The following is a 22,277-nucleotide window of genomic DNA, read 5'->3' as shown; positions in this document are numbered from 1 at the left end:
AAATTATGCTTCAGTTGTTTCGTTATTCTCTTCAGCAGCAGGAGCTTCTTCAGTAGATGCTTCTACTTCAGCAACTTCTTCAACTGCAGGAGTTGCAGCAGCGATAGCATCAGCTTCAGCCTGAGCCGCAGCAGCTAAACGTTTAGCGTTAACTTCTTTTTCAGCTTTTAAAGCTTTAGCTTTAACATCAGCTTGAGCTTTTGTTAAACCGTCTTTTTTAGCATCAACTTTTCCAGCTTTAGCCTCTAACCAAGCAGCTAATTTAGCATCAGCTTGTTCTTGAGTTAAAGCACCTTTACGAATACCTCCATCAAGGTGGTGTTTCAATAAAGCACCTTTGTAAGAAAGAATAGCTCTAGCAGTATCAGTTGGTTGTGCACCATTGTGTAACCATTTAACTGCACTATCAAGGTTTAAGTCGATAGTTGCTGGGTTAGTGTTTGGATTGTAAGTACCGATTTTCTCTAAGTATTTACCATCTCTTTTTGAGCGTGCATCTGCAGCTACAACCCAGTAAAAAGGTTTTCCTTTTTTACCGTGTCTTTGTAATCTAATTTTTACTGACATAATCTTATTGATTAAATTTTGAGGTACTCGACCTCTGTTAATTAAGGGCGCAAAGATATAATTTTTTTATCAATAATACGTTTCAAAAAGTATTAAATGCATTTCTAATCCAATTTTATTGTTTTTTTGCCTTTTCCATCTTATTATTGAGGCAATTATCTCTTAATGCGGTATTTTTGCATCAAATTGACTTAGATATGAAAAAATACTTTTGTTTTTTATCGCTTTTTTTTATTGTCGCATCTTGTACAGAAGATGTAAAGTTCAATAATCCTGCTTTTCAAGGCTTAAAAGAAAATGTTTTTTGGAGAGCTCAAATTTATAAGGCTCATTTAGGTGAAAACGGCAGTATAGTGGTAGAAGGTTCTTTAGGGTATGAAAAAGTTATTTTGCAAATGGCTTCGACTTCGGAACAAACTTTTGCTTTGGGAAATGATGAGCTTTCTAAGGCATCATACGAAAACAAACTATCGACAGAATTGTCTGCATTTTCAACAGGTACGGATAAAGGCAGTGGACAGATTGTTATTACTGATTACGATAATGTAAACCATACGATTTCTGGAACGTTTAAATTTACTGCTGAAAATGATGATGAAACTAATACTGAAAAGCCCAAGATTAACTTTAAAGAAGGCGTCTTTTATAAAGTGCCGATTGAAGCAAGTATTATAGAAAATCAGTTGTAGTTTTTTCTCAGACACATATTCTATACAGGAATTATTAAAATCAAAATAAAAACATAAATAAACTAATATATAGTAGATTACAGAAAAATAAGACTACATTTGCTACATTATTATAAATAAGTACATATGAACATTTTTGTTGGAAGCCTTCCATTCAGTATTGAGGAAGCAGATTTAAGAGAGTCTTTCGAGGCTTACGGAGCAGTAGATTCAGTTAAAATTATCACTGATAAATTTACTGGAAGAAGCAAAGGTTTTGGTTTTGTTGAGATGCCAAACGATGCTGAAGCTCAAAAAGCAATTGATGAATTGAACGGAGCTACTGTTCAAGGTCGTACAATTGTTGTAAATAAATCTGAACCAAAACCTGAAGGTGAAAGAAGAAGCTTCAATAACAACCGTGGAGGTGATTCTCGCGGAGGTTACGGAAACAACCGTGGTGGAAATGACCGTGGTGGTAACAGAGGAGGATATTAATATTTTTTTCTAAATATATAAAAGGGATCAACGAAAGTTGATCCCTTTTTTTGTTGTTTTTGTTTCAGGTTTCAAGTTTCACGTTTGAAAAACCTGAAACTTGAAACAAATAAAACTTGAAACAAAAATTATACATTCGCAGCTAACCAGTCACCAACTTCTTTAGTGCCGTATGCTTTGCCACCATCAGCTAAATCTTCAGTAACTATTCCCGCTTCTAAAGCTTTGTTTACAGCATCTCTCATTGCTTTTCCTTCTTCCATCAATCCGAAGTTTTCGAACATCATAGCGGCAGATAAAATAGTAGCCATTGGGTTAGCGATGTTTAATCCTGTTGCTTGCGGATAAGAACCGTGAATTGGCTCAAACAAAGATACTTCAGCTCCCATAGAAGCAGAAGGCATTAATCCCATTGAACCAGAAATTACAGAAGCTTCGTCTGTTAAGATATCTCCAAATAAGTTTTCTGTAATTAATACGTCGTAAGAGTTTGGCCATTGAACCAAACGCATGGCTACAGCATCAACAAATTCGTAGCTAACTTCAACCTCTGGATACTCTTTTTCCATTGCCTGAACTGTTTCTCTCCATAAACGTGAAGTTTCTAGAACGTTTGCTTTGTCAACGCAGCATAATTTTTTAGAACGTGTCATTGCTAATTCGAAACCTTTTTTAGCTAAACGCTGAACTTCCGCTCTTGTATAAACACAGTTGTCGTAAGCAGTATCTCCGTTGTCTTTTCTTCCTTTTTCTCCAAAGTAAATTCCGCCAGTTAATTCTCTTAAGAAAACTAAGTCAGTTCCTTCAATTCTTTCTCTTTTTAAAGGAGATTTATCTAATAAAGATGGGAAAGTAAAAGTTGGTCTTACATTTGCAAACAAACCTAATGCTTTACGCATTTTTAACAAACCTTGCTCTGGACGTACTGGTGCAGAAGGATCGTTATCATATTTAGGGTGGCCAATCGCTCCAAAAAGAACGGCATCAGCATTTTTACAAACTTCGTGTGTTGAATCTGGATAAGGTTCACCTACTGCATCAATTGCAGCAGCACCGGTTAAAGCTGGTTTCCAAGTGATTTCATGTCCGAATTTTTTTGCAATAGCATCAGATACTTTTACAGCTTCATTTATTACTTCTGGTCCGATTCCGTCTCCGGCTAAAAGGGCTATGTTTAATTTCATTCTATATTTGTTATTTAAGGTTCAAAGTGGCAAAGGTTCAAAGGTTCAAAGGTTTGGAACAAAATTTTAAAAACCTCTGTTCCTTTGCGACTTTGAACCTTTGTATCTTTAATCAGCAATTACATTCAACATTTTCTGTGTTGCAATAATCGCTGCAACGGTTTGATCTGAATCTAAACCGCGGGTTTTGAATTCTTTTTCGTTGTTGACCCATGTGATGATGGTTTCGCACAACGCATCAGAACTACTTCCTGGCGGGATTCTAACTGCATAATCAATTAATTTTGGAAGCGTTAATTTTTTGCTTTTGTAAATTTTGGATAAAGCATTCATAAAAGCATCAAACTGACCGTCGCCTTGTGCGTTTTCTTCGATGATTTCATCGCCAAATTTCAGGCACAAAGTTGTAGACGGACGCATTCCTTTTGAGTGCACTAATATATAGGACTCGATTTTTATTTTTTCCTCGTAAGTATGACTGTCCAAGACATCTGAAATAATGTATGGCAAATCTTCTTTGGTAACAGTTTCTTTTTTGTCGCCCAATTCAATGATTCTTTGAGTAACCAATTTCAAATCTTCGTTGTTTAATTTTAAACCTAATTCCTGAAGATTTTTTTCGATATTGGCTTTTCCTGAAGTTTTTCCGAGAGCATATTTTCTTTTTCTTCCAAAACGTTCCGGAAGTAAATCGTTAAAATATAAATTGTTTTTGTTATCTCCATCAGCATGAATTCCAGCTGTTTGGGTGAAAACATTATCTCCTACAATTGGCTTATTCGCAGGAATTCTATATCCTGTAAAAGTTTCTACCAGTTTGCTTACAGAATATAAAGAAGTCTCTTTAATATTGATACTAACTTCTGGCAAATAATCATTGATGACGGCTACAGTACTTTCGAGCGGTGCATTTCCAGCGCGTTCTCCCATTCCATTTACTGTAACATGCAGTCCGTTTATGCCGGCTTTTACAGCTTCCATAACGTTGGCAACACTTAAATCGTAGTCGTTGTGTGCATGAAAATCAAAATGAATAGTTGGATATTTTACTCTGATTTTTGAAATAAATTCAAAAGCCAAAGACGGAATTAATACTCCTAAAGTATCAGGAAGTAAAATTCTTTTAATTGGCTGGGTCGACAAGAAATCAAGAAATTGAAAAACATAATCCGGAGAATTTCGCATTCCGTTGCTCCAGTCTTCCAAGTAAACATTGGTTTCAATGTTGTTTTCTTTTGCTAAAGAAATGATTTTGGCAATCTCAGAAAAATGCTGTTCTGGTGTTTTTTTTAATTGATGCGTTAAGTGATTCATCGAGCCTTTGGTCAACAAATTCTGTACTTTGGCGCCGGCTTTTTTCATCCATTCAATTGAAACACCTCCGTCAACAAATGTTAGAACTTCGATTCTTTCAATATAGCCGCGTTCTTCGGCCCATGTCGTAATGCCTTTTACGGCTTGAAATTCTCCTTCGCTCACGCGTGCCGAAGCAATTTCGATTCTATCAATATTTAATTCCTCCAACAACAATTGTGCAATGGTTAGTTTTTCTGCAGCAGAAAAAGATACTCCCGAGGTTTGTTCACCATCACGGAGCGTTGTATCCATTATTTCAATTTTTCTTTTTTCCATTATTATATTGTTAGCTTTTGAGTATAAGTCAGATGCTGTTTTATTTTTTTGTGATCAGAATTAAACCTGTTGACCAGCACATTTTAGTCAATTGAATGTCTTTTCTGTTTTCTAAATCCTGAATAAGTCTTTCGACATTTTTATCATGATTTGCAGGCCAGTTTCTTTGCGGAAGCATATCATCAATTAAGTAAATTCCGCCAGAGTTTAATAAGTTTAATGTTTCTTCTAAAACGACATATTTGCCAGGCCAGGCATCGGCAAAAATCAAATCGAATTTTTTGTCTTTATAATTTAAAATCCAGTTTTCGGCATCTTCGCAAACAAATGAAATGTTTGGTTTTTGAAAATACTTTTTTGCAATGTTTTGATATTCTGAAGAATTGTCAATCGAAATCAAATTCGAATTTTCGCTCATTCCTTCAATCATCCACGCAAGTGATAACCCGGTTCCTGTTCCTAATTCCAAAAAATGACCATCTATTTTTGTTGCGATTAATGTTCTAAGAAAACTTCCTGTTTGTAAATCGGATGGCATTGAAAACGAAATTTTTTCAGAATCAATTTTGATTTCCGAATATGATTTTGGCGCTACAATACTATTGTCGTTCATTTTTAGAAAGTTATAAATTAGTTTACATGTCGCTATTTAATATCAGTTTTAAAATATAAAGCAGTTACGAAACTCAACTATAAAGTTGAAGTTTTACGTAACTGCATTTTTATAGGTTGATGGTTAGTAAGGAAGTTTATCAGCAAAAGCTTTAATATCTTCTTTAATATTTTGCAAATAATCAATGTCATCAAAACCATTGATCATATTGTTCTTCTTATATCCGTTAATTGCAAAAGATTCTTGTTGTCCTGTAGACAATAAAGTAATCGTTTGATTTGGTAAGTTGATTTCTAATTCTGTTTTAGGATCAGCTTCAATTGCTTTGAAAATAGTTTCAGCAAATTCAGGGCTAACCTGAACTGGTAAAACACCAATATTCAAACAGTTTCCTTTGAATATGTCTGCGAAGAAACTAGAAACTACAGCTCTAAAACCGTAATCGTAAACCGCCCACGCAGCGTGTTCTCTTGAAGATCCAGAACCAAAGTTTTTTCCTCCAACCAGGATTTTTCCAGAGTAAGTTGAATCGTTTAAAACGAAATCAGCTTTTGGAGTATCATCTCCATTATATCTCCAATCTCTAAAAAGGTTGTCTCCAAAACCTTCGCGTTTTGTAGCTTTTAAGAAACGAGCCGGAATGATTTGATCTGTATCTACGTTCTCAATTGGCAGCGGCACTGCACTGCTGGTAAGTATATTAAATTTATCGTATGCCATTTTTTTTGCTTTAGGCTGTAGGCTGTAAGCTTTAGGCTTTTCCTACAGTGTATTAATTTTTTTTGCTTTAGGCAGTAAGCTATAAGCTGTAAGCCTTTTTAAGTTGCTGTAAAAAGCTTAAAGCCTATTGCTTAAAGCTTACAGCAGGAATTAGAATAATTCCCTAGGATCTGTTAGTTTTCCTGTAACCGCAGCTGCAGCAGCCATAATTGGACTTGCAAGAAGCGTTCTTGAACCAGGACCTTGACGACCTTCAAAGTTTCTGTTTGAAGTACTTACTGCGTATTTTCCGGCAGGAACTTTATCATCGTTCATCGCTAAACAAGCAGAACAACCCGGCTGACGTAATACGAAACCAGCTTCAGTAAGAATATCTAAAATACCTTCTTCTTTAATCTGCGCTTCAACAACGTGAGAACCCGGAACTAACCAAGCGGTAACATTATCTGCTTTTTTTCTTCCTTTTACAATTTCAGCGAAAGCTCTAAAATCTTCAATACGTCCGTTTGTACAACTTCCTAAGAAAACATAGTCGATTGGTTTTCCAATCATAACATCGTCTTCGTGGAAGCCCATATAAGCTAACGATTTTTTGTACGTTTCTTCACCGCCTTCAACTTGGTCAGCGCTCGGAATATGTTTTGAGATACCAATTCCCATTCCAGGGTTAGTACCATAAGTAATCATTGGTTCAATGTCTGAAGCTTTGATGTTTAATTCAGCATCAAAAACAGCATCAGCATCAGTTTTTAAAGTTTTCCAATATTCAACGGCTTTTGTCCAAGCTTCTCCTTTTGGAGCGTATAATCTTCCTTCTAAGAAATCGAAAGTAGTTTGGTCAGGAGCAATCATTCCTCCACGAGCACCCATTTCGATACTTAGGTTACAAACTGTCATACGACCTTCCATAGTCATGTTTTCAAAAACATCACCAGCATATTCAACAAAATATCCTGTACCTCCAGAAGTAGTTAATTGAGCAATAATATAAAGTGCAACATCTTTTGGACCAACACCTTTACTCAATTGACCGTTTACGTTAATACGCATTTTCTTTGGTTTAGGCTGCATAATACATTGCGTAGAAAGCACCATTTCAACCTCAGATGTTCCGATACCAAAAGCAATAGCTCCAAAAGCACCGTGAGTAGACGTATGCGAATCTCCACATACAATAGTAGCACCTGGCAAAGTAATTCCGTTTTCAGGACCTACTACGTGTACAATTCCATTTTTTTGGTGACCTAATCCCCAGTGCGAAATTCCGTATTCGTTTGCATTGTCTTCAAGAGCTTGAAGCTGATTTGCAGAAAGCGGATCCTGAACTGGTAAATGTTGGTTTATGGTTGGTGTATTGTGGTCGGCAGTTGCAAAAGTACGTTCCGGATATAATACGTTAACGCCTCTTGATTTTAATCCTAAAAAAGCAACAGGACTCGTAACTTCATGAATGAAATGGCGGTCAATAAAAAACACATCTGGTCCATCTTCAATTTTACGCACTACATGTGAATCCCATACTTTGTCAAATAATGTCTTACTCATTTTTATTTTTTTTAAATGTAATTTCTATAACTACAGCATTTTCCTGTTCATTATAATAGCAAAACAAAAGTAAAAAAAGATACAAAGGCGTCAATTTCAATATTTCATTATATACGATACCCAAACTAAAATACAAATTGCGAAATGGCTTTTTTTGTCTTCAATTTTTGTCTAAAAATGTATAAAGAATTGATTTTGATTTTCTTTTTTTGCTTAAATCCTGCTTAATTGTTTTTTGTTTTGATAGTTTGCAAATTTATTTCAAAATAGCTGTAAAAAAGAGTGTTTTGTTTGAAAATATGTAACAAATTGAGTGAAAATAGTAATAATTAGTAGTTTTGGTTTCTTTTTTTTGTTTTTGAAATCAGGCGTTTAAACACTTTTAAAAGTATTTAGAATTAGATTTTAGAAACATTTTTAATGTCTTTTTTTAGATAAAATAATACGACATCCAAGAAGTGTATTTTTTTGTTTTTTAGAATGAAATTAAATGAAAACTAAAATATCATAATTGGTAAATTGATTGATTATGACAACTAGCTGACAATTATTTTTAAAAAGAACTTCTAATATTGAAACCTCTAATTTTAAATAAATATGTCATGAATTTAAATCAATTCACTTACACATTGGGAGTTTTAGGAACAGTAATTATTTTAATCTGGGTAGGTCTTTTCAAATTTACTGTCGTCGAAGCCGAAGCAATAAAAGGCTTAGTCGAGAATCATTTTGCAATGAGCTGGATGTATAAAGTTATGTCAGTACAGCAGGTTTCTAATTTTATCGGGATTTTTGAAGTTCTGACTGGGCTGGGATTACTTGCATCTTTATTTCTTAAGAGGATTGGTCTTTATGCCGGCTGTGCTTCTGCTATTATATTTATTACAACATTGAGTTTTTTAATTACAACTCCAGGTGTTTTTAAAAGTGTAGAAGGTTTTCCCGTAACTGATTTTTTTATTTTAAAAGATATTCCATATTTGGCCATTTCGTTAATGGTTTGTGTAAAAGGGAAGGAATAAAATAAGTGCTTTTCTTAACAAATTCACTAGCTGAATTGTTTAAAAAAAGACTAAATTTGAATTTCCTCTATTCTATATTTTACTATTTTGTATAGCGCATTAAATCAATGTTTTATGTGTTGTAAAATTTGGATTTTGGAACTTTAATTTTGCCTTTTAAACTTATGTATTTAATATTCGATACCGAAACCACTGGATTACCAAAACGCTGGGATGCTCCAATAACTGATTCTGATAACTGGCCTCGCTGTATTCAGATCGCATGGCAGCTTCATGACGAAATGGGACAGCTTATTGAACATCAAGATTATTTGGTAAAACCAGATGGATTTAATATTCCGTATGATGCAGAACGTATTCACGGTATTTCGACTGAATTAGCAGAGGCTGATGGAATCTCGTTGGCAGAAGTTTTGGAGAAATTCAATATTGCTTTAAGTAAAACTAAATTTATTGTTGGGCAGAATCTAGGTTTCGATGTTAATATTATGGGAGCTGAATTCCATAGAATGGGTGTAGATTCGCCAATGAGCACAATGCCTGTTCTGGATACTTGTACAGAAGTTACAGCTTCGTTATTACAGCTTCCCGGAGGTCGTGGAGGAAGATTTAAATTGCCGACACTAACAGAGTTACACAGTTATTTATTTGATAAACCTTTTGCAGAAGCCCACAACGCAACTGCCGATGTTGAGGCAACGACTCGTTGTTTCTTGGAGTTAATTAGAAGAGAGGTTTTTACCAAAGAAGAACTTGATGTTCCGAAAGAGTATTTCAAAGAATTTCAGGCAAGAAATCCGCAGGAGTTTCCATTAATTGGTTTAAAACACATCAATTTAAAAGCGGCTTCTGATAAAATCAGAGAGCAGCTAAAAGCTTTAGAATCTGTTGGTAAAGAACCTGCAGTTTCGCATTCTGACAGAGAAGATTTTAAAGCGGCAAAATATTCGCATTTACACAATCATACACAGTTTTCGGTTCTTCAATCAACGATCGGAATTGGGAATATTGTTGCAGCTACTGCTAAAAATGGAATGCCAGCTGTTGCCATGACGGATACAGGAAACATGATGGGAGCATTTCACTTTGTGAGCGCTGTTATGAACCATAACAAAGCCGCATCTGGAAAAAATAAAGCTTTGGTTGAAGCAGGAGAAGAGCCGACTGAAACGGAGATAAAACCAATTGTTGGCTGCGAATTTAATGTTTGTGAAAACCATTTAGATAAAAGTAAAAAAGACAACGGAAACCAGATTGTATTGTTAGCCAAAAACAAAAATGGATATCACAATTTGGCTAAAATGTCTTCCATCGCTTTTACCAACGGATTTTATTATGTTCCTAGGATTGATCGCGCGATTGTCGAAAAATACAAGGAAGATATTATGGTTTTGTCTGGAAATTTATACGGAGAAATTCCGAGTAAAATTCTGAACATTGGTGAAAACCAAGCCGAAGAAGCATTAATTTGGTGGAAGGAACAATTTGGTGAAGATTTTTACCTGGAATTGATGCGCCATAATCAGGAAGATGAAAATCGTGTAAACAAAACTTTGATTGAATTTTCGCAAAAGCATAATGTAAAGCTAATTGCAACCAATAATACCTATTATTTAAATAAAGAAGATGCTAACGCACACGATATTTTACTTTGTGTAAAAGACGGTGAAAAACAGGCAACGCCAATAGGTCGTGGTCGTGGTTATCGCTACGGACTTCCAAATCAGGAATATTATTACAAGTCTGAAGAAGAGATGAAAAAGCTCTTTGCCGATTTGCCCGAAGCCATTATTAACATTCAGGAAATTGTCGATAAAGTAGAAGGATATTCACTTTATCGTGATGTATTGCTTCCTAAATTTGATATTCCACAAGAATTTGTTGTTGAAGAAGATGAAGCTGACGGAGGTGTTCGTGGTGAAAATAAATACCTGCGACACCTTACAATGGAAGGAGCCAAAAGAAGATACGGAGAAATTACAGAATCAATTCAAGAACGTCTTGATTTTGAGTTGTTAACGATTTCGAATTCAGGATATCCGGGTTATTTCTTAATTGTACAGGATTTTATTGCCGAAGCTAGAAATATGGACGTTTCTGTAGGGCCCGGACGTGGATCTGCGGCGGGTTCTGCCGTTGCTTACTGCCTCGGGATTACCAATATTGACCCTATTAAATACGATTTGCTTTTTGAGCGTTTCCTAAATCCGGATCGTGTATCCATGCCCGATATTGATATCGACTTTGATGATGAGGGTCGTGGACGTGTAATGGAATATGTAATTAATAAATATGGTCAAAAACAGGTTGCGCAGATTATTACTTATGGTAAAATGGCAACCAAATCAGCGATTCGTGATACGGCCCGTGTACTGGATTTGCCATTGTTCGAAGCCGATAGAATTGCAAAACTGATTCCGGGAATGATGCCGTCAAAATGGAATTTGGCGCGTTTTATTTCGGAAAGTGAAGAAGAGGTTAAAAAAGCACTTCGTTCAGACGAATTTGACAACGTAAAAGAATTAATTGCGATTGCCAATGAAGATGACTTGGCAGGAGAAACCATTCAACAGGCAAAAATTCTTGAGGGATCGATGCGAAATACTGGAATTCACGCCTGCGGGGTAATTATTACGCCATCGGATATTACGAATTACGTTCCAGTTACTACAGCAAAAGATTCTGATTTATACGTAACACAGTTTGATAACTCAGTTGCAGAAAGCGCCGGATTGCTGAAAATGGACTTCTTGGGTCTGAAGACCCTTACGCTGATAAAAGATACAGTAAAACTGGTAAAATATAGAACAGGAATTGAACTGGATCCAGATACATTCCCAATCGATGACGAAGAAACGTATGCACTTTTCCAGAGAGGTGAAACCGTTGGAATCTTCCAATACGAGTCACCCGGAATGCAGAAATACATGAAAGATCTAAAGCCGACGGTTTTTGGAGATTTAATTGCCATGAATGCACTTTATCGTCCGGGACCTTTGGAGTATATTCCGTCTTTCGTTCGAAGAAAAAATGGTGATGAAGAAATTAAATACGATTTAGATGCCTGTGCGGAATATTTATCTGAAACCTATGGAATTACAGTTTACCAAGAGCAGGTAATGCTTTTGTCTCAGTCTTTAGCAGGATTTACAAAGGGTGAGGCAGACGTTTTGCGTAAAGCGATGGGTAAGAAGCAAAAAGATGTACTAGATAAAATGAAGCCTAAGTTTGTGGAACAAGCGGCTCAAAAAGGTCACGATGCTAAGGTTTTGGAGAAAATCTGGAAAGACTGGGAAGCTTTTGCGAGTTACGCCTTCAACAAATCGCACTCGACTTGTTATGCCTGGATTGCATACCAAACAGCTTATTTGAAGGCGCATTATCCTGCAGAATATATGGCGGCGGTACTTTCGAATAACATGAACGATATTAAACAAGTGTCATTCTTTATGGAAGAATGTAAACGTATGGGATTACAGGTTCTTGGGCCAGATGTAAATGAATCGTATTATAAATTTACCGTAAACGATGATTACGCTGTTCGTTTCGGAATGGGAGCGATTAAAGGTGTAGGTTCTGGAGCAGTTGAAACGATTGTAGAAAACAGAAAAGACGGAAGATATAAATCAATCTTTGATTTAGCCCAGCGAATTGATTTGCGTGCAGCCAATAAAAAAGCGATTGAAAACTTAGTGCTTGCTGGTGGTTTCGACTCTTTTGAAGGAACAACCAGAGCACAATATTTTCATGATGATGGCGACGGAATTACATTTTATGAAAAAGCAATTCGGTATGGATCAAAGTTTCAGGAAAATGAAAATTCATCACAAGTAAGTTTGTTTGGAGAAGCAAGCGAAGTGCAGATTGCAGAGCCAATTATTCCTGCATGTGAAGATTGGAGTACAATGGAAAAACTGGCAAAAGAAAAAGAAGTTGTCGGGATTTATATTTCTGGACATCCGCTTGATGATTTTAGATTTGAAATGAAGTATTTCTGCAATTCTCGACTAGAATCATTGAAAAGTATGAATGAATTTGTGGGCAAAAATTTAAATTTTGCCGGAATTATTAATAATGTACAGCACCGTGTGGCAAAAAACGGAAAAGGCTGGGCAGTGTTTAACTTGGAAGGTTATGATGAAAGTTATGAGTTTAAGATTTTTGGAGAAGAATATCTGAAATTCCGACATTTCCTGATTCAGAATAATTTTGCTTTTCTAAAAATACTAATAAAAGATGGTTGGGTAAACCATGACACGGGTAAAAAATCAGATCCAAGAATGCAATTTGTCGAAATCAGACAATTGCAGGATATTATGGAGGCTTTTGCTAAAAAACTGATTGTTTTGCTGAATATTCAAGATCTTCAAACCGAATTTATTCATAGACTAAGTCATTTATTTAATGAAAATAAAGGCGAAAATTCGGTGACTTTTGAGATTATGGAATTGGAAAAAATTAAACGACTTGTTGAGGTAGAAACTCCCGCTGATTTTGAAGAAAGCGATGATGCTGTTTTTGAAGATGAAAATGAAGATGCAGCGCAAGAAACCAAGATTCAGGAAGTAAATGAAATTGAAGAAATAAAAGTTGTTACCAAATTAACAATGCCAAGCCGAAGATTAAAGATTAGGATTTCTGCTGAGCTGCTTCAGGAATTAGAGAAATTACAGGTAAATTTTAAGCTGAACTAAATTTTAACAGTTAAAATTTAGAATAATGCATTTTTTTAGTGTTAAAATTATGCATGCATAATAGTTTTTTAGTAATATTGCTCCAAATTACAACGATTTCGTTCCAAGTCTAACAATGCAAACGATAAGAATATGTTAAAAAATTCTATGTTTGTATAAATTAATTAAATCAGAATTATGAAAAAGAACCTATTTTTATTAGGATTATTAGTTTGTTCTATGGCCACAATTGCACAAACTGAAAAAGCAGACAAACCAGAAAGCTGGTATTTCAAATTGGGTGGATCATATTTCAACCAAACTGCTTCAACTGAGTTTCCAACAGTTGGAGGACATGATGCAATGAATAGAACTTATGTAGGAGGAAAATTAGTTTCTGAAAAAAGTATTACAGGTTCTTTTGGTCAAGGATTTAGAACTGGTATTACTGCTGGATATAGATTTAATACTCGTTTAGGAGTTGAGTTAGGAGCAAATTATTACACTAGTAATGATAAAACAATGGCGCAAACTACATCAGATATGCCAATTACGCCAAGCGGTGTATATAACTTTAAATCAGTAGGTCAAATTACTGCGTTTGATATTGCTCCAGCTTTAGTGTTGTTTTTAGGAGAGCACAAAGGATTTGAGCCGTATACTAAAGTAGGTGTTTTAGTTCCAGTTCATGGAGATTTAGAAATTACTACAGATGCACGTGCTCCAATCGCTTTTAATCCAACTACAGGAGCACCAGTTGCTTTTGGAGATGTTCATAGTGTTGATAAAGTAAAACCAAATCCAACTATTGGATTTACAGCAGCTTTAGGAACTTCATACAAATTAGGAAAACATATTTCTGCTTTTGCTGAATTAGAATATAGAAACTTTACGGTACACGGTAAAACAAAAGAAACAACTGAATTTACAGTGAATGGTAATGATGCTTTAGCTACTAGATCAACAGCTCAAATTCATACAAATTATAGAGATGGTATTGATGTTAATTCTAACAATGCTGCAACAAATCCAAATGGAGTTAATAAAGATAAACCAATGGATGAGTTAAGTTCTTATGTTGGAATCTCAGGTTTAGGTTTGACTTTAGGTCTTAAATACAGCCTATAATTTATAGAAGTTTTTTAGTTTTTAGAAAAAAGGATATTCTTAATGAATATCCTTTTTTTTGTGTCATTTCGACCGAAGGGAGAAATCACACTAGAAACTCCGCAATCAAAATCGCTAATATTTGTCTCTGCGCGGAACGAGAGATCTTCATTCTTTGGGATACTAAGCCTGTGAAGTTTGAAATCTTATTTCGATTCTCTAAACTCCTTCAAAACTTCATCAATAACCCAAGTCGTTCTTGATGCCGAAATTCCTTTTGATGGAGAAGATCCTTCTTTACCTAAAAGTTCAGCAATTACTGTTTCTATAAGCGGCTGTTGAATATGAAGCGGATTTTCGATTGCAATACTTTCTTTTTCTCCATTTGCGTATTGAATATGGATTGGGTCATTTCCAAAAGTCGAAAACGAGATTTTTCCTTTATCACCAACAATTTCAGTATTATCGTAACGTTCAAAACTGGCAAAATTCCATAAACCCGTTCCGTGAACTCCATTTTCAAATAAAAATGACATCGAAACAGCATCTTCAGCCGGATATGCTTTTAATTGCGAAGTTGCATGTCCGCGAACCGATTTTATAGGACCTAAAATATAATCTAGAAAATCTAAAGTATGACAAGCTAAATCGACAAAAATTCCACCGCCGGAAATATGAGGTAAAACCGTCCATGGAAGATTGATTTCATCATCATAACGTGCTTCAAAAGGATGGTATAAAACACAGTTTACATGTCTTATGGTTCCTATTTTACCTTTGTCAATTAATTCTTTTATTTTTAAAAAGCGAGGTAAACGTCTTCTGTAATAAGCAACAAACAAAGGCACATTGTGTTCTTTACAAACGCTGATCATTTCATTACACTCTTCAAAAGTTAGAGCCATAGGTTTTTCAACATAAACTGGTTTTCCTGCTTTGGCGCATAAAATGGTATATTCTTTATGAGAGGATGGAGGAGTGGCAATATAAACAGCATCAACTTCGGGATCATTTATTAAATCGACAGCATTCGAATACCATTTTGGCACATTATGGCGTTTGGCATAATCTTCTGCAAGTGCTGCGTCTCTGCGCATAACAGCAACTAAAGCAGAATTTGGAGCTTTCTGAAAAGCAGGTCCGCTTTTTACTTCTGTTACATTACCGCAGCCTATAATTCCCCATTTTATAATTTTCATCTTTGAATATTTTGGTTTCTCAAATTTAAGAGAAATGGATTGTTTAAAAAAGGTTTGCCGCGAATTACACAAATTTTCACGAATTATTTCTTTTTTATTTGCCACTCCCGATAGCTATCGGGAGTGGCTAAAACAACTACGATGTATTTTTCAAAATTTTAATTAGTTGAAATTCTTGTAATTGCTTCGCCTGTTCGCTATCGCTCTAGTTGTGGCAAAAAATAAGCCACGATATTCACAAAAAAAATTAGTGAATTCGTGGCTAAAAAAATTAAGTTTTTAAAGTTTTACTTCTTAGGCAAAGCTTTAAAGCCCATATTATAAAGTGTGAAAGCCTGGATGTCTACATTCTCTTGAATTGTAGCTGCAACAGATTTTCCTGCTCCGTGTCCTGCTTTTACATCAATTCTAATTAAAACAGGATTGTTTCCTGTTTGTTTATCTTGCAGTTCAGCAGCAAATTTAAAACTGTGAGCAGGAACCACACGGTCATCATGATCACCAGTAGTTACCATAGTTGCAGGATATTGAACGCCTTTTTTAACGCTTTGAACTGGAGAATATCCTTTAAGGTATTCAAACATTTCTTTACTGTCTTGAGCTGTTCCATAATCGTATGCCCAACCCGCTCCGGCAGTAAAAGTATGGTAACGTAACATATCCATTACACCAACTGCAGGTAAAGCTACTTTCATTAAATCAGGACGTTGAGTCATAGTTGCTCCAACCAATAGCCCTCCGTTAGATCCTCCGCGAATAGCTAAATAATCTGATGAAGTATATTTTTGAGCAATTAGGTATTCAGCAGCAGCGATGAAATCATCAAATACATTTTGTTTTTGAAGTTTAGTTCCTGCATCGTGCCATTTTTTACCATATTCGCCGCCGCCTCTCAAATTGGCAACTGCATAAACACCTCCGTTTTCCATCCAAACTGCATTTGCAATACTGAAACTTGGAGTTAAACTAATGTTGAATCCGCCGTAACCATAAAGAATCGTTGGGTTTTTACCGTCTAATTTTGTTCCTTTTTTATACGTAATAATCATCGGGATTTTTGTACCGTCTTTTGAAGTATAAAATACTTGTTTAGACTCATAATCTTCACTTTTGAAATCCACTTTTGGTTTTTGATAAATTTCTGATTTACCAGATTTTGGTTCAAAAGAAAAAATACTTCCCGGAGTTGTATAGTTTGTAAAACTGTAATATAAAGTTTTTTCTTCCTTTTTCGCACCAAATCCTCCGGCAGTTCCAACCGCAGGAAGTTTGATTTCGCGAATTAATTTACCATTGTAATCGTATTGTAAAACTAACGAAACGGCATCTTTTGTATAATTAGCAAAGAAGTATCCGCCTCCTGTAGATGGCGATAAAACATTTTCTGTTTCTTTAATAAAGTCTTTCCAGTTTTCAGGTTTTGGATTACTAAAATCTACAGTAACCACACGTCCGTTTGGAGCTTTATAATCAGTGTGAATAAATAATTTACTTCCTTCATTTTCGATAATATTATTATCAGTGTTGAAGTTGTCTACAATGGTTACAATTGGACTGTTTGGTGTTTTTAAATCTTTAATATAAAGTTCATTCCCATAAGTAGAATTTGCAGCTGTAATTACTAAAAAACGATTGTCTTCAGTAACATAACCTCCCACATATCTTCTTTTTTGATCTGCACCAAAAATTACTTTATCTTCTTTTTGAGAAGTTCCTAATTTGTGAAAATATAATTTATGCTGATCTGTTTTTGCAGATAATTCACTTCCTTTTGGTTTATCATAACTTGAATAGTAGAAACCTTCGTTTCCAAGCCATGAAATACCGCTGAATTTTACATCAACCAAAGTATCTTCAAGAACTTTTTTAGATACAGCATCAATAATAATAACTTTTCTCCAGTCGCTTCCACCTTCAGAAATTGAATAAGCAGTTTTGCTTCCGTCTTTAGAGAAATCTAATCCGCCAAGCGAAGTTGTGCCGTCTTTAGAAAATGTATTTGGATCTAAGAAAACTTCCTCTTTTCCATTTTGATCTTTTCTGTAAACTACAGATTGATTTTGAAGACCATTATTTTTTGAATAATACGTAAATTTTCCTTCTTTGTATGGAGCGCCAATTTTTTCGTAATTCCAAAGTTTTTCCATTCGTTTTTTAAGTTCGTCACGAAACGGAATTTTATCTAGATATGCATAAGTAACTTCGTTTTGAGCTTTAACCCAAGCGCCCGTTTCAGCAGATTTATCATCTTCAAGCCAACGATATGGATCGCTTACTTTTGTGTCAAAATAGACATCAACAGTTTCTCCTTTTTTGGTTTCTGGATATTGAATTTTATTTTGAGCAAATGAAATTCCTGCAGTTGTGATTGCCATCAATAAAAATGTTTTTTTCATAGTTAGTTTTTATCTGTTGTAACAAAAATAGCACTTTTTGTTGTGAAAAATGAATGGAAAAAGTTAAACCATATTAGTCATCTAAGTTCATTTTAATTAAGTGCTTAGCTTATATTTACTTATATGACTAATATGGTTTAAAAATGTTACAGATTAAAGTTAATGCCTAGAACAATGTTTCTTCCAATGTTTGGAATGCCGTCTGTTTTTAGTCTCGAAAGGTGTGCAATATATTTTTTGTCAAATAAATTGTTTCCGTTTAAGTTCACATCAAAGGCAGTTTTTCCAAGTTTAACTGTTCCTCCAAAACCTAGATTTACCAAAGTATAACCTTTTGAAGCAGTTTCAAAACCGCTTACATTATCTTGATTAAAAGTCGAAGAAACATTCAAAGACGCAAAACCTTCGCTCAGCCAATTTTTAATATTAAATTCAGTTCTAAGCGTATTGTTCCAGTTGTTGGCAGGAATTAAGGGCAAGTAATCGTTATTATCTTTTTTACCCATTACAGTTTCAAAACTAGTTTCAAAATGTAACCAGTCTAATGGGTGCGGATGAAAATGCAGTCCAGCTTCACCGCCGTATAATTTTGCATTATCCTGAACGTAAGCAAATACATCATTCTCATCACGAATTTCTCCTGTTGGAGATGTATAAATATAGTTGTTTACGTGATTGTAAAAACCATTTACAAAAAACTCAAAATGTGTGTTTTTGTATTCCAGATTCAAATCAGTTTGAATGTTTTGTTCTGTTTTTAAATCGGCATTTCCAATTTCATAACGATTCGTTCCTTCGTGAACACCATTTGAAGTTAATTCTGCTAAGTTTGGCGCTCTAAATCCGCTGGCAACATTTAATCTCAACGTTAACGGTTCAGCTAATTTTGTTTTATATCCTAACGAAGCATTAAAGCTGTCAAAAGAGCGATCTAAAGCTTGAAAATAGCCTTCTTCGCCTTCGATTCCGTGTGCAATAGAAGTAATATTTCTATTGTCAAAACGCAGACCAGCTTGTAAAACGCTGTTTTTCCATTCGTAATTTGCAGTTCCAAAAACTCCAAAATCATTTGTTGTTGCATCTGGAATTAAATATTCCTCACCAGAATTTTTATTCGTTTGGTGCATTCCCTGAACGCCTAAAATAGTTTCGATTTTTCCGAATTTAGGAAAATGATATTTGGCATTGTAATTAAAAGTATTCAATTTCATATGAAGAGAAGCATCGTTGCTGTCCTCAAATTCACTTCGGTCATTGGCAATATAGCCCAAATCAACATCTAACTTTGAGTTTTCAAAAAAGATAACATTGTTTAAACTCAATAAATGATTAAAAATTCCTTGTCTAGGAAATTGTGTGTCTTTACTTGAAGATTGTTCTGCGATTCCATCTTCTGGAATACCAATGTCAAGTTTATTGTAATTATACCTTAAAACACTTGAAAAAGTAGAATTGCTGTAACCAATCCCAGTTTTAAAATCAGTTTCGTTATAACGAGAATTCGTTACGCGATCACCGCCAGAAATTTTATAATCAGAATGTGTGTTGTAACTTCCGCGTGCTAGAAATTTCCAATTGTCAGTTGATGTTTTCAAGCCAATAGAAGAATTGCTTCCTTGTGTATTGGTGAAATATTTTTGACTGAAATTAGCTTTAAAATCACCGGCATCAGCAAATTTTTCAGGATTAAAATATAAAACACCTCCCAAAGCATCAGAACCATAAAGTAAAGAAGCTGGTCCTTTGATAACTTCGACACTTTCGATTCCAGCATCATTCAGGCCTAAACCATGTTCGTCGCCAAATTGCTGATTTTCGATACGAACGCCTTGCGAATAAACTAAGACACGATTACCGCTTAACCCTCGAATTACTGGTTTTCCAATAGAAGTTCCAGTTGAAATTTGAGAAACTCCAGGAATTGTTGCTAAACCTTCTATTAAAGTTGAGGTTCCTTTTTGCTGTAAAGTTTTGATGCTTTCGTGCTCAATTTTCATTACGTTTTGCGATTGCAGTTTGTTGAAAGGAGTAGAAACTACAACTTCATCCATTTCTAAGATAGATTCTGCAAGGTTTACATCTAATGTATTTTGCTTTACTAATTTGACGATTGTTTTATTTTGAGTCGCAAATCCAACAAACGAAAAAGCAAGTCGTAAACTTCCGTTTGGCAGATTGTTTAATTCGTATTTTCCGTTTGCATCGGTAGTTGTTCCTTTATGTAATTCTGGTGCGTAAACAGAAACGCCCGGCATAGGCTGATTTTGAGTATCAGTTACAATACCTGAAACTGAATTTTGGGCAGACAACAAGCCCGAAAACCCTAAAATAAGGGCAATTATTATTTTTTTCATTTGAAATTATGCTATAGTTAATTGTTTTTTCTTTTAAATAAAAACTAAAACTACAATGCAGCATTCTGATCCTAATTAATAAAATAGGATTAGGAAACTCAATGTTATTTTGAATCTTGATTAAAAAAAATGTAAAGATTATTTCGAGTATTCGAAATTTAAGAAACTATAAAAGCAGGAGGTCCTCGTAATAAATACGAAGGTTTTGAAATTGAAAAAATCTTTTCTGTAAGAGGAAAGAAATAAGGAGTTTCAGTGCTAAAAGAGTGAAACTGAAAAGAAATACTTTCGGGAACGATATAACCTCCAAAAGCAAAATTACAAACAAAACAAAGATCATAATTATGATGCTGGTGTGTTATTTCGCCGTTTGGATCATTGTAATCGTGATGGCATTGTTTTTCTGAAAGCTGTTTTACGATATGCTCATAGCTGTGCACAGACTGAAACAATATCGAAAACAATATTGTGACAGCAAACGAGAAACTTAATATGAGCTGCTTTCTTTTCATGCATGACAAAGGTATAAAAGACCAGTGAAAAAATGATTTATTTTTTTGATTCTGCTCTTGATTTGTTGAAAATACTGCAAAGAATGGGTTTATTCGTCGTGAAAAAGAGAATTATTACTTTCAAATCGCATCATGAAGTGGCATTGTGTTATATTTGTAAGTGAAATAAATGCAGCTTTTTGAACGTTTATTTAAGAACCCTTTTAAAACCACAATACAATATGCGATTACTTTTTAGCTGTTTGTTTTTAACTTCATTTTTCAACGTTTTTGCTCAAGATGAAGTGAAGCCGGAAGTAAAACCCGAAGTTAAAATTGACTCTTTGTATCGTGAGGATCAGTTTTATTTTTCGATAACGTATAATATGTTTACAGACATCCCTCAGAGATTTAAACAAAATAAATTTTCTTTAGGACTTTCTGGAGGTTTTTTGCGTGATATGCCTATTAATAAATCAAGAACAGTTGCAATTGCGGCTGGTTTAGGATTCAGTTATCAAAACTATTTTCAAAATTTAGGTATTTCTAGAGACGGATCAGGAGCTATAGTTTATAACGTTACTGATTATGGCGAAATAGTGTCAAATCGATATAAGCAATATTCTGTAGATCTTCCTATAGAATTTAGATGGCGTAATTCTACTTTTGAAAGCACTAAGTTTTGGCGGATTTATACAGGAATAAAATTAAGTTATGTGTTTTCAACTACCTCAAATTTGAATGCAGGAGAGGAAACGTATAAAATAAATAATAACGGCTCAATTAATAAATTTCAATACGGGCCATATATTTCGGCAGGTTATAATACCTGGAACCTTTATGTGTACTATGGATTAAGTCCTTTGTTTAATTCAGTTACAACACTTACAGGAGAGAAAGTAAATTTAAAAACCCTGAATGCCGGATTGATTTTTTATATTTTATAACCACAGAAATAAAAACAGCAATTGCGGCAAAACGCCTATAAGCAATCCAGCAAGAAGTTCTTTTGGAGTATGAGCATTCATCTCTAATCGTGAAGAAGCAACAACCCCTGTCATTAAAATTAAAAAAGCACTCCAATACGGATTTTGTGTCTGCAGATGAATATTTAATCCCATAGCAAAAATCGTAAAACCGCTTATTGCTGCAACGTGAAGACTTGGTTTAAATTTAAAAAGTGAACAAACCAGCGCTAAAATGGTCGTAAATAAGGCACCCAGAAAAAAGAAATGAAGCTCAGGATAACGAGTAATAACAATACTTCTTTTGACCAATAAAATATACAAAAAAGATTGTAAAACTAAGGGAACAAGTCTTTGAGAAGTCTCTGGAAGCATTAATGATTTTACATGTCCTGTTGAGCGCAGCAACAAGAAAAATAAAACAGGAACAATAATTGTAATCACCAAAATTTGAAATAATACAAAGTACTTTTCTTGAGTTGTAAAAACATCATCTTTGCAAAATAGATATAACAATGTAGTGTACATTGGAATAAATATTGGATGGAGTATGTAAGAGAATAGTGGAAGTACTTTTTTCAAAACGCTTTATTTTGTGGTGTTGAACAAATATAATGAAATAATGTTTTTTGTCATGGATATT

Annotated in this window: 17 protein-coding genes; 6 read left to right on the top strand and 11 right to left on the bottom strand. The window is 34.7% G+C overall.

The genetic code is table 11. The features are described from left to right. Nucleotides 1–3: 3 nt before the first annotated feature. The gene (locus ACHRVL_RS01760; RefSeq protein WP_089053745.1) at nt 4–567 is read right to left on the bottom strand and encodes a 30S ribosomal protein S16; all 564 of its coding nucleotides are present in this window, start codon (nt 565–567) and stop codon (nt 4–6) included. 197 nt (nt 568–764) lie between these two features. Here ACHRVL_RS01760 and ACHRVL_RS01755 point away from each other — a divergent pair, with 197 nt between their 5' ends. Both ACHRVL_RS01755 and ACHRVL_RS01750 read left to right on the top strand, forming a co-directional pair. Next, the gene (locus tag ACHRVL_RS01755; protein ID WP_395409869.1) at nt 765–1,256 is read left to right on the top strand and encodes a DUF6252 family protein; all 492 of its coding nucleotides are present in this window, start codon (nt 765–767) and stop codon (nt 1,254–1,256) included. Nucleotides 1,257–1,382: 126 nt separating this feature from the next. After that, nucleotides 1,383–1,733, top strand: coding sequence for an RNA-binding protein (locus ACHRVL_RS01750; RefSeq protein ID WP_089053747.1), 351 nt, complete (start codon nt 1,383–1,385; stop codon nt 1,731–1,733). A gap of 128 nt (nt 1,734–1,861) precedes the next feature. Here the strand turns inward: ACHRVL_RS01750 and leuB are convergent, their stop codons facing one another. The 5 genes from leuB to leuC all read right to left on the bottom strand — a co-directional run bounded on the left by leuB (nt 1,862) and on the right by leuC (nt 7,427). Then, on the bottom strand, nt 1,862–2,917 hold the full coding sequence (gene leuB / locus ACHRVL_RS01745; protein ID WP_395409867.1) for a 3-isopropylmalate dehydrogenase: 1,056 nt from the start codon (nt 2,915–2,917) through the stop codon (nt 1,862–1,864). Nucleotides 2,918–3,025: 108 nt separating this feature from the next. Beyond that, on the bottom strand, nt 3,026–4,549 hold the full coding sequence (locus ACHRVL_RS01740; protein ID WP_395409865.1) for an alpha-isopropylmalate synthase regulatory domain-containing protein: 1,524 nt from the start codon (nt 4,547–4,549) through the stop codon (nt 3,026–3,028). A gap of 40 nt (nt 4,550–4,589) precedes the next feature. Continuing rightward, complete coding sequence (locus tag ACHRVL_RS01735) at nt 4,590–5,162, bottom strand: O-methyltransferase (protein ID WP_395409862.1); 573 nt, start codon at nt 5,160–5,162, stop codon at nt 4,590–4,592. Nucleotides 5,163–5,285: 123 nt separating this feature from the next. Further along, nucleotides 5,286–5,882 carry a 3-isopropylmalate dehydratase small subunit gene (gene leuD, locus ACHRVL_RS01730; RefSeq protein ID WP_395409861.1) on the bottom strand — a complete coding sequence of 199 codons (597 nt, stop codon included), beginning with the start codon at nt 5,880–5,882 and terminating at the stop codon, nt 5,286–5,288. Between the two features lie 150 nt (nt 5,883–6,032). Then, nucleotides 6,033–7,427: a 3-isopropylmalate dehydratase large subunit gene (gene leuC, locus ACHRVL_RS01725; RefSeq protein WP_395409859.1), complete on the bottom strand. Its 1,395-nt coding sequence runs from the start codon at nt 7,425–7,427 to the stop codon at nt 6,033–6,035. 602 nt (nt 7,428–8,029) lie between these two features. Between leuC and ACHRVL_RS01720 the strand changes: the two genes are divergently transcribed. From ACHRVL_RS01720 to ACHRVL_RS01710, 3 genes are all read left to right on the top strand, one after another. Beyond that, nucleotides 8,030–8,449, top strand: coding sequence for a DUF417 family protein (locus ACHRVL_RS01720; protein ID WP_395409858.1), 420 nt, complete (start codon nt 8,030–8,032; stop codon nt 8,447–8,449). Nucleotides 8,450–8,613: 164 nt separating this feature from the next. Beyond that, on the top strand, nt 8,614–13,143 hold the full coding sequence (gene dnaE / locus ACHRVL_RS01715) for a DNA polymerase III subunit alpha (RefSeq protein ID WP_395409856.1): 4,530 nt from the start codon (nt 8,614–8,616) through the stop codon (nt 13,141–13,143). A 177-nt stretch (nt 13,144–13,320) separates the two neighbouring features. After that, entirely contained in the window at nt 13,321–14,250 is a 930-nt protein-coding gene (locus tag ACHRVL_RS01710) for an outer membrane beta-barrel protein (RefSeq protein ID WP_395409855.1), read from the top strand. Between the two features lie 185 nt (nt 14,251–14,435). Here ACHRVL_RS01710 and ACHRVL_RS01705 read toward each other — a convergent pair whose 3' ends face one another. The 4 genes from ACHRVL_RS01705 to ACHRVL_RS01690 form a co-directional block, all read right to left on the bottom strand. Beyond that, entirely contained in the window at nt 14,436–15,428 is a 993-nt protein-coding gene (locus tag ACHRVL_RS01705) for a Gfo/Idh/MocA family protein (RefSeq protein WP_395409854.1), read from the bottom strand. 287 nt (nt 15,429–15,715) lie between these two features. Beyond that, entirely contained in the window at nt 15,716–17,824 is a 2,109-nt protein-coding gene (locus ACHRVL_RS01700) for a prolyl oligopeptidase family protein (protein WP_395409852.1), read from the bottom strand. Between the two features lie 146 nt (nt 17,825–17,970). Continuing rightward, a complete protein-coding gene (locus tag ACHRVL_RS01695; RefSeq protein ID WP_089053758.1) occupies nt 17,971–20,178 on the bottom strand; it encodes a TonB-dependent receptor in 2,208 nt (735 codons plus the stop codon). A 158-nt stretch (nt 20,179–20,336) separates the two neighbouring features. Next, entirely contained in the window at nt 20,337–20,690 is a 354-nt protein-coding gene (locus ACHRVL_RS01690) for a hypothetical protein (RefSeq protein ID WP_395409851.1), read from the bottom strand. 221 nt (nt 20,691–20,911) lie between these two features. On the opposite strand from ACHRVL_RS01690, the gene ACHRVL_RS01685 reads away from it, so the two are divergent. Then, a complete protein-coding gene (locus ACHRVL_RS01685) occupies nt 20,912–21,616 on the top strand; it encodes a porin family protein (RefSeq protein WP_395409849.1) in 705 nt (234 codons plus the stop codon). Here the strand turns inward: ACHRVL_RS01685 and ACHRVL_RS01680 are convergent. After that, nucleotides 21,611–22,216: a hypothetical protein gene (locus ACHRVL_RS01680; protein WP_395409847.1), complete on the bottom strand. Its 606-nt coding sequence runs from the start codon at nt 22,214–22,216 to the stop codon at nt 21,611–21,613. The two genes, ACHRVL_RS01685 and ACHRVL_RS01680, sit on opposite strands and share 6 nt — an antisense overlap. Nucleotides 22,217–22,277: the final 61 nt, after the last annotated feature.

Source organism: Flavobacterium sp. FlaQc-28, from assembly GCF_044007415.1.
GTDB lineage: Bacteria > Bacteroidota > Bacteroidia > Flavobacteriales > Flavobacteriaceae > Flavobacterium.
This window is presented reverse-complemented; position numbering and strand designations above follow the sequence as displayed.

Excerpts from the sequence above, each read along its gene's own strand:
- ACHRVL_RS01760 (WP_089053745.1), bottom strand. The coding sequence starts at position 567 with ATGTCAGTAAAAATTAGATTACAAAGACACGGTAAAAAAGGAAAACCT.
- ACHRVL_RS01755 (WP_395409869.1), top strand. The coding sequence starts at position 765 with ATGAAAAAATACTTTTGTTTTTTATCGCTTTTTTTTATTGTCGCATCT.
- ACHRVL_RS01750 (WP_089053747.1), top strand. The coding sequence starts at position 1,383 with ATGAACATTTTTGTTGGAAGCCTTCCATTCAGTATTGAGGAAGCAGAT.
- leuB (WP_395409867.1), bottom strand. The coding sequence starts at position 2,917 with ATGAAATTAAACATAGCCCTTTTAGCCGGAGACGGAATCGGACCAGAA.
- ACHRVL_RS01740 (WP_395409865.1), bottom strand. The coding sequence starts at position 4,549 with ATGGAAAAAAGAAAAATTGAAATAATGGATACAACGCTCCGTGATGGT.
- ACHRVL_RS01735 (WP_395409862.1), bottom strand. The coding sequence starts at position 5,162 with ATGAACGACAATAGTATTGTAGCGCCAAAATCATATTCGGAAATCAAA.
- leuD (WP_395409861.1), bottom strand. The coding sequence starts at position 5,882 with ATGGCATACGATAAATTTAATATACTTACCAGCAGTGCAGTGCCGCTG.
- leuC (WP_395409859.1), bottom strand. The coding sequence starts at position 7,427 with ATGAGTAAGACATTATTTGACAAAGTATGGGATTCACATGTAGTGCGT.
- ACHRVL_RS01720 (WP_395409858.1), top strand. The coding sequence starts at position 8,030 with ATGAATTTAAATCAATTCACTTACACATTGGGAGTTTTAGGAACAGTA.
- dnaE (WP_395409856.1), top strand. The coding sequence starts at position 8,614 with ATGTATTTAATATTCGATACCGAAACCACTGGATTACCAAAACGCTGG.
- ACHRVL_RS01710 (WP_395409855.1), top strand. The coding sequence starts at position 13,321 with ATGAAAAAGAACCTATTTTTATTAGGATTATTAGTTTGTTCTATGGCC.
- ACHRVL_RS01705 (WP_395409854.1), bottom strand. The coding sequence starts at position 15,428 with ATGAAAATTATAAAATGGGGAATTATAGGCTGCGGTAATGTAACAGAA.
- ACHRVL_RS01700 (WP_395409852.1), bottom strand. The coding sequence starts at position 17,824 with ATGAAAAAAACATTTTTATTGATGGCAATCACAACTGCAGGAATTTCA.
- ACHRVL_RS01695 (WP_089053758.1), bottom strand. The coding sequence starts at position 20,178 with ATGAAAAAAATAATAATTGCCCTTATTTTAGGGTTTTCGGGCTTGTTG.
- ACHRVL_RS01690 (WP_395409851.1), bottom strand. The coding sequence starts at position 20,690 with ATGAAAAGAAAGCAGCTCATATTAAGTTTCTCGTTTGCTGTCACAATA.
- ACHRVL_RS01685 (WP_395409849.1), top strand. The coding sequence starts at position 20,912 with ATGCGATTACTTTTTAGCTGTTTGTTTTTAACTTCATTTTTCAACGTT.